The 19,012-nt window shown below is 68.9% G+C and carries 15 protein-coding genes and 1 pseudogene; 11 read left to right on the top strand and 5 right to left on the bottom strand.

The window, feature by feature from the left end; translation table 11 throughout:
* Positions 1-161 precede the first annotated feature (161 nt).
* A pseudogene (locus tag AW16_RS0114035) lies at positions 162-1,309 on the bottom strand (IS3 family transposase).
* Positions 1,310-2,303: 994 nt separating this feature from the next.
* On the opposite strand from AW16_RS0114035, the gene AW16_RS0114030 reads away from it, so the two are divergent.
* The 5 genes from AW16_RS0114030 (at position 2,304) to prfB (ending at position 6,575) form a co-directional block, all read left to right on the top strand.
* The gene (locus AW16_RS0114030) at positions 2,304-3,728 is read left to right on the top strand and encodes a hypothetical protein (RefSeq protein ID WP_029291402.1); all 1,425 of its coding nucleotides are present in this window, start codon (positions 2,304-2,306) and stop codon (positions 3,726-3,728) included.
* A 40-nt stretch (positions 3,729-3,768) separates the two neighbouring features.
* Positions 3,769-4,095 carry an Lsr2 family protein gene (locus tag AW16_RS0114025; RefSeq protein WP_029291400.1) on the top strand — a complete coding sequence of 109 codons (327 nt, stop codon included), beginning with the start codon at positions 3,769-3,771 and terminating at the stop codon, positions 4,093-4,095.
* 122 nt (positions 4,096-4,217) lie between these two features.
* Positions 4,218-5,000 (top strand): hypothetical protein, encoded by a 783-nt coding sequence (locus AW16_RS0114020; RefSeq protein ID WP_034649322.1) that lies wholly within the window; start codon positions 4,218-4,220, stop codon positions 4,998-5,000.
* 191 nt (positions 5,001-5,191) lie between these two features.
* Positions 5,192-5,404 carry a hypothetical protein gene (locus AW16_RS0114015; RefSeq protein WP_156044191.1) on the top strand — a complete coding sequence of 71 codons (213 nt, stop codon included), beginning with the start codon at positions 5,192-5,194 and terminating at the stop codon, positions 5,402-5,404.
* A gap of 58 nt (positions 5,405-5,462) precedes the next feature.
* Entirely contained in the window at positions 5,463-6,575 is a 1,113-nt protein-coding gene (gene prfB, locus AW16_RS0114010; protein ID WP_029291395.1) for a peptide chain release factor 2, read from the top strand.
* Positions 6,576-6,745: 170 nt separating this feature from the next.
* On the opposite strand, the gene AW16_RS0114005 is transcribed toward prfB, so the two are convergent.
* The 4 genes from AW16_RS0114005 to AW16_RS0113990 form a co-directional block, all read right to left on the bottom strand.
* The gene (locus AW16_RS0114005; protein ID WP_029291393.1) at positions 6,746-7,879 is read right to left on the bottom strand and encodes a sugar-binding protein; all 1,134 of its coding nucleotides are present in this window, start codon (positions 7,877-7,879) and stop codon (positions 6,746-6,748) included.
* A 56-nt stretch (positions 7,880-7,935) separates the two neighbouring features.
* Positions 7,936-9,219 carry a multiple monosaccharide ABC transporter permease gene (gene mmsB, locus AW16_RS0114000; protein ID WP_029291391.1) on the bottom strand — a complete coding sequence of 428 codons (1,284 nt, stop codon included), beginning with the start codon at positions 9,217-9,219 and terminating at the stop codon, positions 7,936-7,938.
* A gap of 35 nt (positions 9,220-9,254) precedes the next feature.
* Positions 9,255-10,811 carry a multiple monosaccharide ABC transporter ATP-binding protein gene (gene mmsA / locus AW16_RS0113995; RefSeq protein ID WP_029291389.1) on the bottom strand — a complete coding sequence of 519 codons (1,557 nt, stop codon included), beginning with the start codon at positions 10,809-10,811 and terminating at the stop codon, positions 9,255-9,257.
* Positions 10,812-10,929: 118 nt separating this feature from the next.
* The gene (locus AW16_RS0113990; protein WP_029291387.1) at positions 10,930-12,141 is read right to left on the bottom strand and encodes an ROK family transcriptional regulator; all 1,212 of its coding nucleotides are present in this window, start codon (positions 12,139-12,141) and stop codon (positions 10,930-10,932) included.
* Positions 12,142-12,441: 300 nt separating this feature from the next.
* Between AW16_RS0113990 and ftsE the strand changes: the two genes are divergently transcribed.
* The 6 genes from ftsE to AW16_RS0113960 all read left to right on the top strand — a co-directional run.
* Entirely contained in the window at positions 12,442-13,131 is a 690-nt protein-coding gene (gene ftsE / locus AW16_RS0113985; protein ID WP_029291385.1) for a cell division ATP-binding protein FtsE, read from the top strand.
* A 10-nt stretch (positions 13,132-13,141) separates the two neighbouring features.
* Entirely contained in the window at positions 13,142-14,056 is a 915-nt protein-coding gene (gene ftsX / locus AW16_RS0113980; RefSeq protein WP_029291382.1) for a permease-like cell division protein FtsX, read from the top strand.
* A gap of 2 nt (positions 14,057-14,058) precedes the next feature.
* Complete coding sequence (locus tag AW16_RS0113975; protein WP_029291381.1) at positions 14,059-15,459, top strand: M23 family metallopeptidase; 1,401 nt, start codon at positions 14,059-14,061, stop codon at positions 15,457-15,459.
* A 98-nt stretch (positions 15,460-15,557) separates the two neighbouring features.
* On the top strand, positions 15,558-16,028 hold the full coding sequence (gene smpB, locus AW16_RS0113970) for an SsrA-binding protein SmpB (RefSeq protein WP_029291379.1): 471 nt from the start codon (positions 15,558-15,560) through the stop codon (positions 16,026-16,028).
* Complete coding sequence (locus AW16_RS0113965; RefSeq protein ID WP_051681962.1) at positions 16,025-17,914, top strand: DUF2207 domain-containing protein; 1,890 nt, start codon at positions 16,025-16,027, stop codon at positions 17,912-17,914. Before smpB ends, AW16_RS0113965 begins: the two co-directional genes overlap by 4 nt.
* A partial coding sequence (locus AW16_RS0113960) for a DUF2207 domain-containing protein (RefSeq protein WP_197021631.1) occupies positions 17,845-19,012 on the top strand: 1,168 nt, incomplete at its 3' end. The genes AW16_RS0113965 and AW16_RS0113960, both read left to right, overlap by 70 nt.

Here is a 19,012-nt window from a genome sequence, read left to right as displayed (position 1 = left end):
GCGGCCAACGTCGCTCTTCACGGGAAGAATGACGTAAGCCCGCGCCTTCGTTGCCCTGCCCGCTGACGGACGTACCATCACAGGCGATGTGTTTGAACCGCCCCGGGTCTGGTGGAGGCTCTTGGCCTGTCCCGGGTTCCGCGGAGTCGGATTTCTGGTTCTTAGGCCACGGTGATCGGTTGTCTGTTCTCGAACTCTATGGGTGTCAGCCAGCCGATCGCGGAGTGTCGGCGCTGGCGGTTGTGGAAGATCTCGAGGTACTCGAACATCGCGTTCGCGAGCTCGATCCGAGTCCGCCAACGGCGCCGGTTCAGCAGTTCGACCTGCATGCGGGACCAGAAGCTCTCGATGACGGCGTTGTCGTAGCAGTTGCCAATCGAGCCCATCGACGGGATCAGCCCGGAGTCGCGGGCGCGGCGGGTGAACGCCCAGCTGCCGAACTGGACGCCGTGATCCGAATGGATCACTGTGCCCGCCGGCGGGCGGCGCGAGTCGATCGCCATGCCGAGCGCGTTGGTGACCAGCGCGGCCGTCGGTGAGGAGTCGATCGACCAGCCAACCACGCGCCGCGAGCACGCGTCGAGCACGACCGCGCAGTACACCTTGCCCTCCCCGGTCGGGTGCTCAGTGATATCGGTGACCCACAGCTGATCCAGTCCGTCACGGCGGAACTGTCGGTCGACCAGGTCGGCGGAGATCAGGTCCGGATGCGGGCGGTGCCACTTCGGGCGTCCTGCCACGCCTCGCAGCCCGTCACGGGCCATCAGCATCTCGACCGTGCCGTGCCAGACCTGGATGTCGCGCCCGAGCGCCAGTTCAGCGTGGACGCGTCGGGCGCCGTAGATGCCGTTCGAGGCGGCGTGGATCTGGCGGATCGCGTCGGTCAAGATCACGTGCCGGATCGAACGCTGCGAGGGCGCCCGGGTGCGCCAGGCGTAGAAACCGGACTCCGAGGTACCCAGGACACGGGTCGCGACCTGCACGGCGTGGCCCTGGGCGGCCATCGCCGCGATGGCCTCGTACCGCCTTTTGGGGGCGCCACCTTCCCCAGCAACTCACTGGCCCGACGATGGATCGCCAGCTCGGCCTCCAGCTCAGCGATCCGCTTGCGTGCGGCCGACAGCTCGGACTTCTCCGCGCTGGTCAGTCCCGGGACCAGACCGCGATCGATCCGGTCCTGGCGCCGCCAGGTGTAGATCGACTCGGCGCTGATCTCCAGGTCCCTGGCCACGTCGGCCACGGACCGGCCGGCGTCGAGCAGGTCGAGCACTTTGCGCCGGAACTCCGGCGGGTATCCACGACGTCCCACGAGGCCCTCCTTCAAGGGTCAAGTGGCACAAGAATCCAGGAATCCGACTCCACGGAACGCGGGACACACCAGGTGCCGGGGTGCCATATCGGAAGTCCTTTCGCGTGCGAATGTCCTTTAAGGATATGTGTCCGCCCATACGCCGCAGGAAGTCTCGCGCCCATCCCGTACCCACCTGATAGGCACAGTGAAATACACCCCGGGACGGCACTCTGACCTGCATAAACGCACCCACCGTCCCACCATGTTCGTAGAGCGCGCAGTAGGAGGGTAATGAGAGTGTTGTTTGGCCGCCGGCCTCGTAGGTCTTCCGCCACGCAGGGCGGCCCGGTCTGGGAGCAGAGGGCAGGCTTCACCAGCCAGCTTCCACATCGGTCCAGCAGGAGCGGCTCGGGCCTTGCCCAGTGACGACCCAAGGCGACCAGGAAGCGGACCGGTGCGTGGCGCGCGTGGGTCACGGTCATGGTGCAGATGGTGGAGCGACTAACCGGTGGATGGTGGTGCGGGGTGGTGGTCACGTTGAGCGGGACGGTGCGGTCCGCCGGTGCGGTCGCTGACCGGTGCCCACGCCTACGCTCGCGGTGCTCGCTGGGCTGCACCGGTCTGCGACCTGCCGGCTCGTGTGTGGTCAACGGCCCGTGTGGTCGGGTGCCCGTACGCCGTGAGGCCGTGCTCGTTCCTGTGCTGGGAGACAAGCCCCACGAGCTGCTCGTGCTGCTGGGAGGTGGGGGTCGGGTCGGTTCGCCGCCTCGTCGCGGCAAGACGGCCCAGGGCGGACAGTGCGCGGGTGGGTCCCGGGTCGGGTGAGGTAGGAGGGTGACCGGTGCGGGGGACTGGCTGGATGCGTGCTCTCGGGTGCCGGTCCGTGGTCCAGGGGGCATCGGTCCAGAAAGCGTGGCGCATGGGTGCCGATGGTGTACTGGTGCCGACCCGTGAAGCTGAAGCCCCAACGGGATGCGGGCAGCGGGTCAGATCCACCGAGTACCGTCCGGGCATGACGATGTTTCGTGAGGGGCGCCCAACGGACGCCCGCATCGCGCGGTTCTCCGTCGAGTGTGAGGACCTCGTCGAGCGGAGCCCCGAATATGCGATGTGGCGAAGTCGTTTGCTGCGCGACGGTTCACCGTCCAGAGTTGGACTGAGCCTGGACCTGGGCAACAAGATCACGGCTCACCTCGCGGCAGAATCCGAGACCGAACAGCCGATCACCTTTGGCATCGCCAAGATGCCCGCGACACGGCTCAAACTTCGCCACGCTCGCCCCGACGACACTGAAACGCCACTGAGGCTCGAAACAAGCGAGCACTACTGGCTAGAGGCTTGGCGGTCCGACCCGTACCAGCAAATCGTCCGCATGGTGGAAGCGGTGACGCCGATTCGTATCGCGGTTGACGGAAGCCGGCGAGTTGTTACCTCAGTCAATGCGCCCGACCAGCCTCCGCTTGAGCTTCGAGCGGTCGGCACACGGCTCTGCGGCACCTTCACGCCCGATGGCGAGGCGCTCGACGTACTGAGGCTCGCCGAGGCGGAGTCCCTCTATGTGGGCGGGACGGTCGTCCCGATCGCATCGCTGCCGGGCACTCCAGAGGAGACGGCCGCGATCCTCCGGCGACTCTCGTTCCTGTCCGCCCCCGCTGCGAGACGACTCGTTCGTCTCCATGCTCAAGGGGAAGCGACAGAGGAAGTCGTACACCACCTTGTGCGCGGTAGCCTGCCTTCGAGCCCGACACGGCGGCACTGCGTTCTCTGCCAGGAGTGGTTCACGCCCTCGGTGTACGCGCTTGCGGTCGGGCCGGCGCGCGCCCGGATCTGCCCGAGTTGCCACGAAGCGTTCGACCGCGAACTTGCGGACGCAGGACCCAGTGAGCGCCCTCTCGACGTACTCATCTCTATCGCCGAGTTGATCGAGCGCGTTCCCTCACAAGGGTGGCTCGGAGACGTATTCGCAACTGATGACCCCGACCTCTATCTCAATGCGCTCCGCCTTCAAGCTTCACTCGGGCACGGTTGGCGTTCCCAGTACGGGACGTGGTTCGGCGCGCTCGTAGCATCCGGACTGATCAGCGACGGGGCGCAACGGATGGTCGTGGGCACCCGCGTGCTGGCTAACGACGGGCACATGTGCACGTCGCTCGGGGAGAAGACGATCGACGACTGGCTGCACGGCCTCGGAGTCGAACACTCGCGAGAACCGGTCTACCCCGGCAGCCAGAAGCGTGCCGACTTCCGAATCGGTGACATGTTCATCGAGTACTTCGGCTTGGCCGGGGTGCCTGCATATGACCGGAAGTCGGAGCTGAAGCGAAATCTGGCACGGGACGCGGGTATTCTCCTGGTTGAGATAACTCCGAGCGACCTGAGTAACTGGTCCACGACGCAGCATCGCGTCGCCCGTGAGCTCGGATTGACACTCAAGTAGCCCCGCATCAGCTGCGGCAATCACAACCCGTGTAGGGCCCATGGCGCAGCGCACGATTGTCACTTTGACGGACGACCTGGACGGGTCCGAGGCGTCGACCACGGTCGCGTTCTCGTACGCCGGCAAGTCGTACGAGATCGACTTGAACGAGCAGAACGTCGCTGCGTTCGAGGCGGCGGTTGCCCCCTACGTGAAGGCCGGCCGCCGTACCAGTGGGGCGACCACCCGCACGGCCTCCCGACGACCGGGGCGGGGCGCATCCAACACTGACGCCGCGCGGACCTGGCTGCGCGCCCAGGGACACGAAGTCGGCGACCGCGGCCGTATCCGACAGGACCTGCTCGACATCTATAACGCGGCTCACTGAGCGCAGTCCACACTCGGCGCTGAACGCCGCCTCCCGCCCACCAAGGGCGAGGGGCGGCGTTCAGTCGTTCGAGTGCTCGGCTACGCCTGTTCAGTGGCCACCCCTCGGGCTAGGTTCGCAACGTGAACTCTGACGACTGGGCCGTTGTGGCGGCCTTCATCGCAGCTGGTGTCGTGGCGTGGCAGTCGATTGAGACTCACCGCAGCGTCAAGGTGTCTGGTAGAGCGCTGAACACGGCGAACGAGGCACTCGCTGTCGCCCGTCGGGAAGAGTCAAACGGTCGCGAGCTGGTTCTTGAGACCCAGCGGGCGAGCATCAACGCAGCGATGCCGAGCGTGGCGGTGACGCTCTCCGACGTCGCCTGGCCACCACCCGCACTGCGAGGCGTGGAGACGCTTCGTCTGCCCAAGGATGGCGAGGACCGGATCGCGGCTAGTTGCGTCGTCAATGTGCGTAACGACGGCGACACCACCGTCGAGGTGACGATCTCTCACCGTCCACCTAGCGAGTCCGACTGGATGGCGTTCAAGTACACGCTCACGCCAGGCGAGACGCGACGCCAAGAACTCCAGGTCGAGCGAACAGTGGCGGGGTGGATGACTAACGAACGCGGCATCAAGGTTGATGGCGTCGACTTTCCACACGTCATGGTTGTGAGCTACGGCCTGCAGGCGGAAACCGGTGCAGACGACGAGTGGTTCATCGACATCGGAACCTCGATGCTCTGGCTCAACGACACCGAAGGCGATGGCTCAAGCCGCGAAGTCCTCATCCCAGAAAGCCTGCCTCGCGACCTGTTCATCGTTCGCCCTCGACAACGACGGTACTGGCTCTCTCGGTCAGACGGCGCCGCCCTCGCTCATCTCCCATCGCCTATCGCTGACGAGACCCCGTCCGGGCGTTAGGCGTCCGGACGAGCTGCTGCTGACGATCGGTCTCGTCGTGGTCGCGATGCTGCTCGTGACGGTCGTCGGGTCGGCCGCGGGAGTGCACCTGGAGCGCAAGCGGCTGGTCGCGCTGGCCGGACGTGTACTTCGACCCCGACCGCGCCCCGTCCCGCTCGGACCCGACCCGTCCGACGCTCACGGACGGGAGCGTGCACGCCGCCGTGGAGCAGTACCTGGAGGACAACCGCGACCAGGCCGGACGCTGGCGGGACCTCGCGTGGACCGCCGACGCATCGGCCGACGGCCGGACTGCGCGGGTCGAGGTCGAGGCGCTCGTGCGTCCGCCCCTGCTGTCGTGGGTGCTCGAGCCGTGGAGCGATGGCATCCGGATCCGCGCGACGTCCGATGCGCGCGCCGGCTGAGCGGCGCCCCGCACGCACCGACCGGTCGGTGCGCCGCGAGCGGGTAGCCTGGACGGTCGTGGCCACCACTGACTTCCCCGCCGAGATCCGCGACCTGCGCACGACCCTCGAGTCGATCCAGGCGGTGAGCGACCCGACGGCGCTGCAGGCGAAGATCGCGCAGCTGTCGGAGCAGGCCTCCGCGCCGGACCTGTGGGACGACCCGGACTCGGCGCAGAAGGTCACGAGCGCGCTGTCCGCCGCGCAGGCGGAGCTGGACCGCGTGAGCAAGCTCGGCAGCCGCATCGACGACCTCGAGACGCTCGTCGAGCTCGGCAACGAGATGCAGGACGAGGACAGCCTGCTCGAGGCCGAGGCCGACCTGGAGAAGATCCGCAAGGACCTGGGCGAGCTCGAGGTGCGGACGCTGCTCGCGGGGGAGTACGACCAGCGCGAGGCCGTCGTGACGATCCGCGCGGGTGCCGGTGGCGTCGACGCCGCCGACTTCGCCGAGATGCTCATGCGCATGTACCTGCGCTGGGCCGAGCGCCACGGCTACCCGACCACCGTGATGGACACCTCCTACGCGGAGGAGGCCGGCCTCAAGTCGGCGACGTTCGAGGTCAAGGCGCCCTATGCGTTCGGGCACCTGTCCGTCGAGGCCGGCACGCACCGCCTGGTGCGAATCTCGCCGTTCGACAACCAGGGCCGCCGCCAGACGTCGTTCGCCGCGGTCGAGGTCATCCCGCTCATCGAGCAGACCGACTCCATCGAGATCCCCGAGTCGGAGATCAAGGTCGACGTGTTCCGCTCGTCAGGCCCCGGGGGCCAGTCGGTCAACACCACCGACTCCGCGGTGCGCATGACGCACATCCCCACGGGCATCGTCGTGTCGATGCAGAACGAGAAGTCGCAGATCCAGAACCGCGCCGCCGCGCTGCGCGTCCTGCAGTCCCGCCTGCTGCTGGTCCGCAAGGCCGAGGAGGACGCGAAGAAGAAGGAGATGGCCGGAGACATCAAGGCCAGCTGGGGCGACCAGATGCGCTCCTACGTGCTGCAGCCGTACCAGATGGTCAAGGACCTGCGCACCGAGCATGAGGTCGGCAACCCGGCCGCCGTGTTCGACGGGGACATCGACGACTTCATCGAGGCCGGCATCCGCTGGCGCCGCTCGGCCGAGGTCAACGGCTGACGGCCACGCCGACGCGCACGACGAAGGCCCGCCGCGAGTGATCGCGGCGGGCCTTCGTCTTCCCCGGCGGGCTGCACCGAGAGAGAACCCCGAGAAGGACCGTGCCCCCCGGGAACGAAGGTGCCCCCCGGGTCGAGACCCGGGGGGCACCTTCAGTGCTGCTGGTCAGCTCACTTGGTGAGCGGGCCGAGCGTCGGGTCGTTCGCGTAGACCTCGGCAGCGTTCTCCTTGGTCACGACGACCGGCGTCAGCAGGTACGCCGGGACGATCTTCACACCGTTGTCGTAGGACTTGGTGTCGTTGACCTCGGGGTCCTTGCCGGCCTGGAGGTCCTTGATCGTCTTGACGGTCTGCGCGACGAGCTCACGCGTGTCCTTGTAGATCGTGGAGTACTGCACGCCCTCCATGATCGACTTGACCGACTCGACCTCGGAGTCCTGGCCGGTGATGACCGGGACGTCCGTCTGGCCGGCCTGCTTGACCGAGGTCAGCACGCCACGGGCCAGCGTGTCGTTGGGCGACAGGACGCCGTCCAGCTTGGTGCCGCCCGAGTAGTTCGCCGACATGATCGTGTCGAAGCGCTTCTGGACGTTCTCGGCCTTCCAGCCCTGCGTCGCGACCTGGTCGAAGCCGGTCTGCTTCGAGACGACCTTCAGCGTGCCGTCGTTGATCTTCGGCTGCAGGACCTGCATGGCGCCGTTGAAGAACGGGGTCGCGTTCGCGTCGTCCGGCGAGCCGGCGACGAGCTCGATGTTGTACGGGCCCGAGCCCTTGCGCTCGGCCAGACCCTTGAGGAGGGCCTCACCCTGCAGGACGCCGACCTTGAAGTTGTCGAACGCGATGTACAGGTCCACGGCGTCCGTGTTCTTCACGAGACGGTCGTAGGCGATGACGTACGCGCCCGAGTCCTTGGCGGCCTTGAGCTGCGTGCCGAGCTGCGAGCCGTCGATGGCGCCGACGACGATGACCTTGGCACCCTGCTCGACCATGGCCTGGATCTGGTTCTGCTGCTCGGCGACACCCGAGTTGCCGAACTGGACGATCGGCTTGAAGCCGGCGTCCTTCAGGTCCGTGTTGAACAGGTTCTCCGCGAGGACCCAGTTCTCCGAGGTCTTCTGCGGCAGGGCGACACCGATGGTCGAGTCGGCAGCGAAACCGGCGCCGCCGGTCGCACCGTCGGTCGAGCCAGCGGTCGGGGTCGACTTGCTGCCCGAGTCGCCGTCACGGTCGTTCGAGGAGCACGCGGAGAGCGACAGCGCACCCACGGCGGTCAGCGCGATGAACGCGGTGGCCAGCTTCTTCATGAGAAACCACTTTCTTGTCGGGCACCCGTCCTCGGGTGCACTTGGGGTGTGGTGGATCAGCCCTTGGCGGCGGTCTCGCCGGCGCTCACAGGGACACTTGCGGAATCCTCGGCGGCCTCGAGGCTCGCCTCACGGCGGGACTTGCCCCGCAGCAGGGTTCCGATGATGGAGGGACGGCCCTGCACCTTGTTGTAGACGTCGAACGCGACGGCCAGCAGCAGGACGAGGCCCTTGATGATCTGAGTCCAGTCGGAGCCGACGCCCTGGAGTGCGAGGCCGTTGTTGAGGACGGCCATGACCAGACCACCGATGACGGAGCCGAGCACTGTGCCGACACCGCCGGAGACGGCCGCGCCACCGATGAACACGGCCGCGATCGCGTCGAGCTCCCAGCCGACACCGTCGGACGGGCCGGACGAGGTGGACCGAGCGACGAACACCATGCCGGCGAGCGCCGCGAGCATCGACATGTTGGCCATGACGAAGAAGTTCACGTGCTTGATGTTCACACCGGACAGCGCGGCTGCGGAGCGGTTGCCACCCACGGCATAGACGTGGCGGCCCGTGATCGTGCGGTTCGCGACGAAGCTGTACACGAGGACGAGGAAGACGAGGATGCAGCCCGAGATCGGGAACGACGTGCCCGAGCGGCCCGAGCCGAACAGGTAGGTCAGGTAGGCGATCACGGCGCTGATGAGCACGGCGCGGGTGATGATCACCGGTGCGGGCGTCGTCGCGTCGAGGTCCTTGCTCTTGCTGATCTGGCGGAACGCGCTCCACAGCACCCAGGCGATGGCGATGAGGCCGAGCAGCAGCGTGGAGTTGTTGAGGCCCGTGCTGGGCCCCCACTCGGGCAGGTAGCCGGAGCCGATCTTCTGGAAGGAGTCCGGGACCGGCACCGAGTTGTTCTTGCCGATGAGCTGGTTCAGACCACGGAAGATGAGCATGCCCGCGAGGGTCGTGATGAAGCCTGGGATCCCTACATACGCGACCCAGGTGCCCTGCCACGCGCCGATCACGAGACCCACCACGAGGCCGAGCAGGATGCCCACCCACCACGGGATGTTCCAGTCGCGCATCGCGATCGCCACGATGATGCCGACCGCCGCGGCGACCGACCCGACGGAGAGGTCGATGTGGCCGGCGATGATGACGAGCACCATGCCGATCGCCAGGATCAGGATGTACGAGTTGCCGTTGATGATGTTCTGCGCGTTGGTCGGCGTCAGGACCTTGCCGCCGGTCTTCACCTGGAAGTACAGCGTCAGCACGACAAGCGCGATCACCATGCCGAACTGGCGCACCCCACCGCCGAACACCTGCTTGAGATAAGACGTCATCGTCGAGCTTCCTTCTTGTCGTTCGGGGGTGGTGGTCAGCTGGCCTTGGCCTCGGCGCTGCCGCCGGACCCGGTCATGAGGCGCATGAGGCTCTCCTGGTCCGCGTCGCCGCGGTTGAGGACGCCCGTGATGGTGCCCTCGAAGATCGTGTAGATGCGGTCCGCCAGGCCCAGCAGCTCGGGCAGCTCGGACGAGATCACGACGACGCCCTTGCCCTCGTCGGCCAGGCGCTGCACGAGACCGTAGATCTCGTACTTGGCGCCCACGTCGATGCCACGGGTGGGCTCGTCGAGGATCAGCAGGTCCGGCTCCGGGAACATCCACTTGGCCAGCAGCACCTTCTGCTGGTTGCCGCCGGAGAGCTTGGCGACACCCATCTCTACACTTGGCGCCTTGACGTTGAGCGACTTGCGGTACTGCTCCGCCGCCGCGTGGGCCGCGTCGCCGTCGATCACGGTGCGGCGCGAGATCTTCTTCAGGCCGGCCGAGACCATGGTGTCCTCGATGTTGTCGAGGAGGTTGAGGCCCAGGGCCTTGCGGTCCTCGGGCACGTAGGCGATCTTCGCGTCGATCGCCTGCTGCACGGTGTGCAGCGAAACCTCTTCGCCGTTGATCTTGATGGTGCCCTGGAGGTAGCGGCCGTACGAGCGGCCGAAGATCGACCGCGCGAGCTCGGTGCGCCCGGCGCCCATGATGCCCGCGAAGCCGACGATCTCGCCGCGGCGGACGAAGAAGTCGGACCCCTTGCACACGAGGCGGCCAGGGACTAGCGGGTGCTCGACGGTCCAGTCGTGCACCTCGAAGAACTTCTCGCCGATGTTCGGCGTGTGGTCCGGGAAGCGCGACTCGAGCGAGCGGCCCACCATCCCGCGGATGATCCGGTCCTCGTTCACCTCGCCCGCGGTGACGTCGAGCGTCTCGACCGAGCGACCGTCGCGGATGATCGTGATCGAGTCGGCGACAGCCTCGATCTCGTTGAGCTTGTGGCTGATCATGATGCTCGTCATGCCCTTGGAGCGCAGGCCCCGCAGCAGGTCGAGCAGGTGTGCCGAGTCGTCCTCGTTCAGGGCGGACGTGGGCTCGTCGAGGATGAGGAGCTTGACGTCCTTCGACAGGGCCTTGGCGATCTCGACGAGCTGCTGCTTGCCGACGCCGATGTTCTTGATGATCTCGCTCGGGTTCTCGTCCAGCCCGACGCGTGCGAGCAGCTCGCCCGCGCGCCGGTGCGCGGCGTCCCAGTCGATGCCGAGCCGGCCCTTGACCTCGTTGCCGAGGAAGATGTTCTCGGTGATCGAGAGCTCGGGGATGAGCGCCAGCTCCTGGTGGATGATGACGATCCCGGCGTCCTCGGACTGCTTGATGTTGCTGAACTCGACGACCTCGCCGTTGTAGACGATGTCGCCGCCGTACGTGCCGTGCGGGTAGACGCCCGACAGGATCTTCATCAGCGTGGACTTGCCGGCGCCGTTCTCGCCGCAGATCGCGTGGATCTCCCCGGCGTGCACCTTCATGGTCACGTTGTCGAGTGCCCGGACGCCCGGGAACTCCTTGGTGATCGACCTCATCTCGAGGATGACCGGTCCTTGAACCATCTGTCTCGCTCCTGACGCGACTCTGCTGTCGGAGGCCCGCCCTGCGGTCCCGGAAGGACACTAGGGAGGCCGCACCTTGTCGTCAACCTTTGAACACACGGGCGTGCCCATACCCACATCACTTCGATATCAAATCGTCACCTTCCGCGAGCGCGTGACGCAGCGCGAGCAGGCACGCGCCATGGACCTCTGCGTCGTCCGCGAGGTCGGAGAGCACGAACTGGGTGTGGCCGGTCGCCGCGGGCAGCGAACGCTGGCGGATCGACTGGCCGATGCCGTCGAGCAGGGGCTGCGCGACGCGCGTGAGCGGACCGCCCAGCACCAGGACGTCGGGGCTGAGCAGGTTGCAGATGGGCGCGAGCGCGCGGCCGACGAGCGCGCCGGCGTCGAGCAGCAGGCGCGTGACCACGGGGTCGCCGCCCGACGCCGCGTCGACGAGTCCTGCGACGTCGCCGCTGCGCTCGGGGCGGATGCGCGTGAGCTCGGCGCCGATGCGCCGGGTCGAGGCGACGGTCTCGAGGCAGCCTCGGTTGCCGCACGTGCAGATGTCGCCGTTCTCGACGACCTGCGTGTGGCCGATCTCGCCCGAGATCCCCGTGGTGCTGCCGTACACGCGACCGCGCAGCGCGAGACCTGCGCCGATGCCCGTGGCGACCTTGACGTAGACGAGGCACTCCACGTCCGCGAAGCGCCCCGTCACGGCGTGCGCGAGCGCCCCGAGGTTCGCGTCGTTCTCCACGATGACCGGCAGGTCGAACGCCTCGGACGTCGCGTCGACGATGTTGATCCCGGCCCACTCGGGCAGGACGTTGGCCTGCACGACCGAGCCGTGCACCGGGTCGAGCGACGCGGGGATCGCGATGCCCACGAGCGGCACGCGCGAGCGGTCCACGCCGTGCTCGGACAGGAGGGTGCCGATCAGCTCGTCGGCCAGCTTGAGCGTGTCCGCGGGCTCGTGGCCGGCGCGCAGCGGGACGTCGGCCCGCCCGAGCGGCTCGTGCGACGCGTCGAGAGCCATGACGCGCAGGTGCGAGCGGCCGATGTCCACGCCCACCACGACGCGGCGGTCCGGTGCGAGCGTGACCTCCGTCGAGCGACGTCCGCCGGTGACGACCGGGCTCGTCGTGACGCGCTCCGCCGCGGCGAGCTCCCGCACGATGTTCGAGACGGTTCCCGCGGACAGGCCGGTGTGCCGGGCGAGCGCCGCCTGCGACTGCGGGCCGTTGAGCCCGAGCGCCGTCACGACCAGTCGCGTGTTGCGTTCGCGGAGGGCCGTCTGCGATCCCGTGTCTCGTTGGGCGGCACCGGCGCCGCCGGGTCGCCCTGGCATGACACCGATGTCTACGCGGTGTTCACGCAGTCGTCAAGTCTTGAACGCTAGGACGCGTGACGCGTGCGAGCTCTGCATGCGGCTCGTCGGGCGCGAGCGGCGACCTCCGACGCGCGACGGCCGACATACCGGGCGAATCGTTCCGACCCGGTCGTCGTGCGAGCCGCTCACAGGTTCCCGCACGGCGTGTCCCCGGCGGACGCGCCGTGCGCGCTGCCTACTCTCGACGAGGCCAGCAGCACACCCGGCGCCGCCCAGGCGCCCCATGTCCACGCACATGGCGACCCCGCGAGAGCGATCGTGATCCGATTCGAGAACGTCACCAAGGTCTACGCACGAGGCGCCCGACCGGCGCTCGACCGCGTGTCCCTGGACGTCGAGCGGGGGGAGTTCGTCTTCCTCGTCGGCTCGTCGGGCTCCGGCAAGTCCACCTTCCTGCGCCTCGTGCTGCGTGAGGAGCGCGCGTCCGCGGGCCGCGTCTTCGTCGCCGGCAAGGAGCTGGGCTCGCTGTCGAGCTGGAAGGTCCCGCAGCTGCGTCGGCAGATCGGGGCGGTGTTCCAGGACTTCCGCCTGCTGCCCAACAAGACGGTGTTCGAGAACGTCGCGTTCGCGCTGCAGGTCATCGGCAAGCCGCGCCACCACATCTACACGACCGTGCCCGACGTGCTCGAGATGGTCGGCCTCGCGGGCAAGGAGAAGCGCCGCCCGCACGAGCTGTCCGGTGGCGAGCAGCAGCGCGTGGCGATCGCGCGCGCGTTCGTCAACCGTCCGCCGATCCTGCTGTGCGACGAGCCCACGGGAAACCTCGACCCGACGACCTCCCTGGGGATCATGCGCCTGCTCGACCGCATCAACCGCACCGGCACCACCGTGGTCATGGCCACGCACGACGACGAGATCGTCGACCAGATGCGCAAGCGCGTGGTCGAGCTGAGCACGGGCAGCATGGTGCGCGACCAGTCGCGCGGCGTGTACGGCTCGGACCGCTGAGGGGGTCGCCGTGCGCCTGCAGTTCATCCTGTCCGAGATCGGCATCGGTCTTCGTCGCAACCTGTCGATGACCGTCTCGGTCATCCTCGTCACGTTCGTCTCGCTCACGTTCGTCGGCTCGGCCGCGCTGCTGCAGATGCAGATCGGCAAGATGAAGGACGACTGGTACGACAAGGTCGAGGTCTCGGTCTTCCTGTGCCCGTCGAACTCGTCGGCGAAGACGTGCGCGGGCGGCGAGGTGACCGCCGAGCAGAAGGCCGACATCCAGGCAGCGCTCGACGCACCCGAGGTCAAGCCGTACGTGCAGAAGATCTACTTCGAGTCCAAGGAGCAGGCCTTCAAGGCGTTCCAGCGCCAGTTCAAGGGCCAGTTCTGGGCGTCGGCCGCGACGGTCGACGACATGAACTCGTCGTTCCGCATCAAGCTCACCGACCCCGAGAAGTACGCGGTGGTCGCCGAGGTGGTGCAGGGGCGGCAGGGCGTCGAGGCGGTCGAGGACCAGCGGCGCCTGTTCGACCGCCTGTTCCTGGTGCTCGACCGCGCGACGCTGCTCGCGGGCGGCCTCGCGGCGGTCATGCTCGTCGCGGCGGTGCTGCTCATCACGACGACCATCCGGCTGTCGGCGCTGTCACGCCGCCGCGAGACCGGCATCATGCGGCTCGTCGGTGCGTCCACGATGTTCATCCAGCTCCCGTTCATGCTCGAGGGCGCGATCGCGGCGACCATCGGCTCGCTGCTCGCGGTCGGCGGGCTGTGGCTGGGGGTCGAGTACCTCGTCACCGACTGGCTGGGCACGTCGGTGGGCTGGATCCCGTACGTCACGACGGCCGACGTCATGACCGTCGCACCGTTCCTCGTCGCCGCGGCGATCGTGCTCGCGGCCATCTCCTCCCTGGTGACCCTGAGCCGCTACACGAAGGTGTGACCATGCGCCCCGTCTCCCTGCGCCTGTCCGCGACCGCCGCCATGGCGGCCCTCGCCGCGGGCATCACGTTCACGAGCCTCGCGACGCCCGCCGCGGGCGACTCGATCGACGACCGCCGAGCGGCCGCGGAGAAGGCGCAGAAGGCGAACGAGAAGGAGCGCGCCGACGCCGAGGACGCGATGGAGGGCATCGACGACAAGCTCCAGGCGACGTCCGACCGGCTACTCGAGATCAAGTCCCAGATCCCCGCGGCACAGCTCAAGCTGGACGAGGCGAACGCCGCGCGGGACAAGGCGCAGCGCGAGGCGCAGCTCGTCGCGCAACGGCTGCAGGACGCGAAGGACCAGGCCACGACGTTGTCGACCTCGATCGAGAAGGACTCGGCCGAGGCGACCAAGATGCGTGCGGCGATCGGCCAGATGGCCCGCGAGGCGTACCGCACGGGCGGTGCCGTGTCCGGCGTCGCCGCGGTGCTCGACGCGACGAGCACCGACGACTTCGTCGAGCGCTACGGGATGATGACCACCGCGCTGCGCACGCAGGCGCAGGTGCTGGACGACCTGCGCACGTCCGAGGCGACCAACAAGAACGCGAACGTGCGGCTGGGCGCGGTGCAGGACCGCATCGGCGAGCTCAAGGAGCAGGCCGACGAGAAGGCCGCCGAGGCCCAGACCGCGGCCACGAGCGCCGCGAACGCGCGCAAGGCGCTCGACGCGCTCGTCGCCGAGCAGGAGTCGAAGCAGCAGACGCTCGAGTCGCAGAAGGCCCAGGTCCTCCAGCAGATCAAGAAGGCCGAGAACGAGGCCAAGACGCTCGAGAGCGACCTCAAGGCGGCGATCGCCGCGCAGAAGAAGCGCGACGACGAGGCGGCCCGCAAGAAGGCCGAGGCCGAGCGCAAGGCCCGCGAGGAGGCCGAGAAGGCCGGCAAGCCCGTGCCGCCGTCCACCGGCGGTGACGACGACGGCGGGACGAAGCCCTCGGGGTCGATCAGCGGCGCGATCTTCTCCAACCCGACGAGCGTCAGCCCCATCCACGTGACGTCCGAGTACGGGATGCGGTTCCACCCGATCCTGCACTACTGGCGCCTGCACGCCGGGATCGACCTGCGCACCTGGTGCGACACCAAGGTCTACGCAGCGCGCTCGGGCACGGTGCTGTGGTCGAAGTACCGGTTCGGCTACGGCAACCAGGTGATGGTCAGCAGCGGCACCTACCAGGGCAAGTCGCTCGCGGAGTCGTACAACCACCTCACACGCGGGGTCGTCAGCTCCGGCCAGCACGTCGCGCAGGGACAGCTCATCGGCTACTCGGGCAACACCGGGACCTCGGCCGCGTGCCACCTCCACTTCGAGGTGTACGTCAACGGCAGCACCGTCAACCCGCGCCCGCTGCTGGGGCTCTAATCACTCGACCCTCACGCGGGGTGTCCGGGTAGTCTCGACGGCTGGCGCGTGCGGCGGTCCGCACGCGTTCGCGCGAGCGGGGAAGAGGGACGACGACGATGGCGAAGGACACCGGGCGCAAGCTCGTGGCCTCCAACCGCAAGGCGCGGCACGACTACATCATCGAAGACGTCTTCGAGGCCGGCGTGATGCTCACGGGCACCGAGGTCAAGGCGCTCCGGGCCGGGCGCGCATCGCTCGTCGACGGCTGGTGCGAGGTCGACGGCCACGAGCTGTGGCTGCAGGGCGTGCACATCCCCGAGTACTCGCAGGGCACGTGGACCAACCACGCGCCGCGCCGCAAGCGCAAGCTCCTGCTGCACCGCGAGGAGATCGACCGGCTCGAGGCGAAGACGCGCGAGAAGGGGCAGACCATCGTGCCGCTCGCCCTCTACTTCCTCGACGGTCGGGCCAAGGTCGAGATCGCGCTGGCCCGCGGCAAGCGCGAGTACGACAAGCGGCAGGCGCTGCGCGAGCGGCAGGACAACCTGGAAGCCGACCGCGCCATGCGCGAGAAGCGCGACCGATGAGGCGCGCACGGCTCGCGGCGGCGCTCGGGCTCGCCGTCGGGCTCGTCGCTCTCGTCGTCGGCCCGACGTCTGTGGCCGGTGCAGCCACGCCCGACCAGACCAGCGGCCGCGAGATCACGCGCTACGACGTGACCGCGGACGTCGCCGACGACGGCACGATGCGCGTCGACATCGACCTGGACTTCGACTTCGGCGACGACCCGGGCCACGGCCCGTACCTGACGCTGCCGCTGCGCACGTCCTACGACGCCGACCGCGACCGCGTCTTCCGGTACTCCGACATCACGGCGACGAGCCCCAGCGGGGCACCCGCGCAGGTACACCGCGAGGACGACGGCGACGCGATGGTGCTGCGCATCGGCGACGAGGACGTCGACGACGTCTCAGGCGTCCAGACGTACGACATCGGCTACACCGTGCGAGGCTTCCTCAACCCCGCGAACGCGCAGCACACGGGCGACGAGCTGTACTGGAACGTGATCGGCGCGGGCTGGGAGATCCCGCTGGGTGACCTGTCCGTGCACGTCAGCGGGCCGGACGGCGTGCAGGGCGCGGTCTGCTACGCCGGGTCGTACGGGTCGACGACGTCGTGCACGTCGGCTGCGCACGACGCGTCGTCGGCGACGTTCACGCAGGACCTGCTGGGCGTCGGCGACCAGCTCTCGGTGACCGTCGGGTGGCCCGGCGGAACGTTCCCGCAGTCGGCCCTGCTGCTCGAGGACAAGCCCGACCCGCTCGGGCCGGTCCGGCCGCTCTCGGGTGGGGGAGCAGCGGCGCTGCTCGTGGTGGCCGCGGGCTCGTTCCTCGCGGTGCGACGCGTGCGCGCGACCGGGCGCGACCGCGCCTACCTCGGCCTCACGCCCGGCCTGCGGCCCGTCGGGGGTGCCGAGGGCTCCGCGGGCTACCGCGACAAGAGGGCTCCCGTCGCGGTCCAGTTCGCACCGCCCACGGACGTGCGGCCGGGCGCGCTCGGCACGCTCGTGGACGAGAAGGCTGACCCGGTCGACGTGACCGCGACGCTCGTCGACCTCGCCGTGCGTGGCTACCTGCGGATCGACGAGGTGCCGCGCTCCGACCCGCGCAAGAAGGTCAAGGACTGGACCCTCGTGCTCCTGCGCGACGACGACGCGGGCCTGGCGCCCGCCGAGACGACGCTGCTGCACGAGATCTTCTCGGGCTCGCGCAGCGTCAAGCTCTCCGACCTGCGCACCACCTTCGCGTCGTCGATGAAGAAGGTGCAGTCGCGCCTGTACGACGAGGTGACCGACCGCGGGTGGTTCCGCCGCAACCCGTCGTCGGTGCGTGGCTCGTGGGCGGCCGCCGGGATCGGGCTCGTCGTCGCGGCCGTGCTGCTGACGATCTTCGTGATGGCGTCGGGCGTCACGTGGCCCGGTGTCGCGCTGGTGCCGATCGGGCTCGGGCTCGTGGGCGTCGTCGTGCTCGCCTGTGCGCGCTTCGCGCCCGCGCGCACGGCTGACGGCACCGCGGTGCTCGCGCAGACCCTCGGGTTCCGGCAGTACCTCGCGACCGCCGAGGCCGAGCAGCTGCGGTTCGAGGAGGGCGAGGACATCTTCAGCCGCTACCTGCCGTACGCGATCGTGTTCGGGCTCGCGGAGCGGTGGGCGCGCGTGTTCGCGGACCTCGCCGCGCAGGGACGGGTCGTCGCGCAGCCGGCCTGGTACACGGGGTACTACCCGAACCCGCTGTGGATCACCACCTTCGCCGGCTCGATGGACCGGTTCTCGTCGGTCGCGACGGAGTCGATCAGCGCGCCGACTCCCGGCTCGTCGGGCTCGTCGGCGGAATGCTGCTGCCTGTGCTGCTGCCCGCGCTGCCGGCCGCGGCCGACGAGGGGCGGCAGGTCACCCGGTACGCCGCCGGGGTGACCCTCGCGCACGACGGCTCGGCGCACGTCGTCGTCGACCTCGACCTCGACTTCGCCGACGAGCCCGGCCACGGCGTGGAGCTCGAGCTGCCGAGCCACGTCGCCACCGACGACGGACAGGTGCGCGTCTACGACATCCACGACGTCACGGCGTCGAGCTCCACGGGGGCGCCCGACGACCTCGACGTGGAGGACGACGGCGAGACGACGACCGTGCGGGTCGGCGACCCGGACGTCGACGACGTCGACGGCGAGCAGAGCTACGAGATCGCGTACACCGTCGACGCCCTCGTGAACCCGGACTCGCTGACCTCGGACGGCGATCAGCTGTTCTGGGACGCGATCGGACCGCGCTGGCAGATCCCGCTCTCGGACGTCGACGTGACCGTCGTCGGCCCCGACGGCGTCACGCGGGCACGGTGCCTCGCCGGTGAGCCGGGATCGGACGCGTCCTGCACCGCGCACCACCGGACCGGTGCGGGTGCGACCTTCCACCAGGACACCGTGGAGCCCGGTGAGGCGTTGACCGTCGTCGTGGGATGGCCCGCGGGGACGTTCGACGTGGTGCCCTCGTTCGAGCAGCCGGACGACGCGGACGCCTCGGGGAGCGACGACGGCTCGGGCGACGACGACTGGGACGGCTCCGGCCTCGGGTTCCCGGACCCGGGGCAGCCGGGCGATCTCGACATCGGCGACCTCGGCTCGTTCGGGTCCGACGGGTTCGGGGCGTTCGGCGGGTTCGCGATCGTCGTCGGCGTGCTCTTCGTGGGTGTCCTGGTGACGATCGTCGTCTCGGTCGCGCGGCGAGCCGGCGGCTCGGGCGGCGGTGGTGTCGGCGTCGTGCCGACCGAGGTGCACTCGCTGGTGCGGCGCGGGTACGTGCGGATGGACCCGCTGGGGACCGTCGGCCCCGGCATGCGCCCCAACTGGGTCATGTCGCCGCTGCGGCCCGCGGACCCGTCACTGAGCGCACGCGAGGCGGCCTGGTACGCGGCGATGTTCGGTGCGGGCGCGGCGACGGTCGCGTGGTCGGACGTCGTCGGGCCCGCGGCGCGTGCCTCCGCCGGGGGCTGGAGCGGGTTCGGGGGCGGGTACTCGT

The organism is Cellulomonas sp. HZM (genome assembly GCF_000708885.1).
Lineage (GTDB): Bacteria > Actinomycetota > Actinomycetes > Actinomycetales > Cellulomonadaceae > Cellulomonas.
This window is presented reverse-complemented; position numbering and strand designations above follow the sequence as displayed.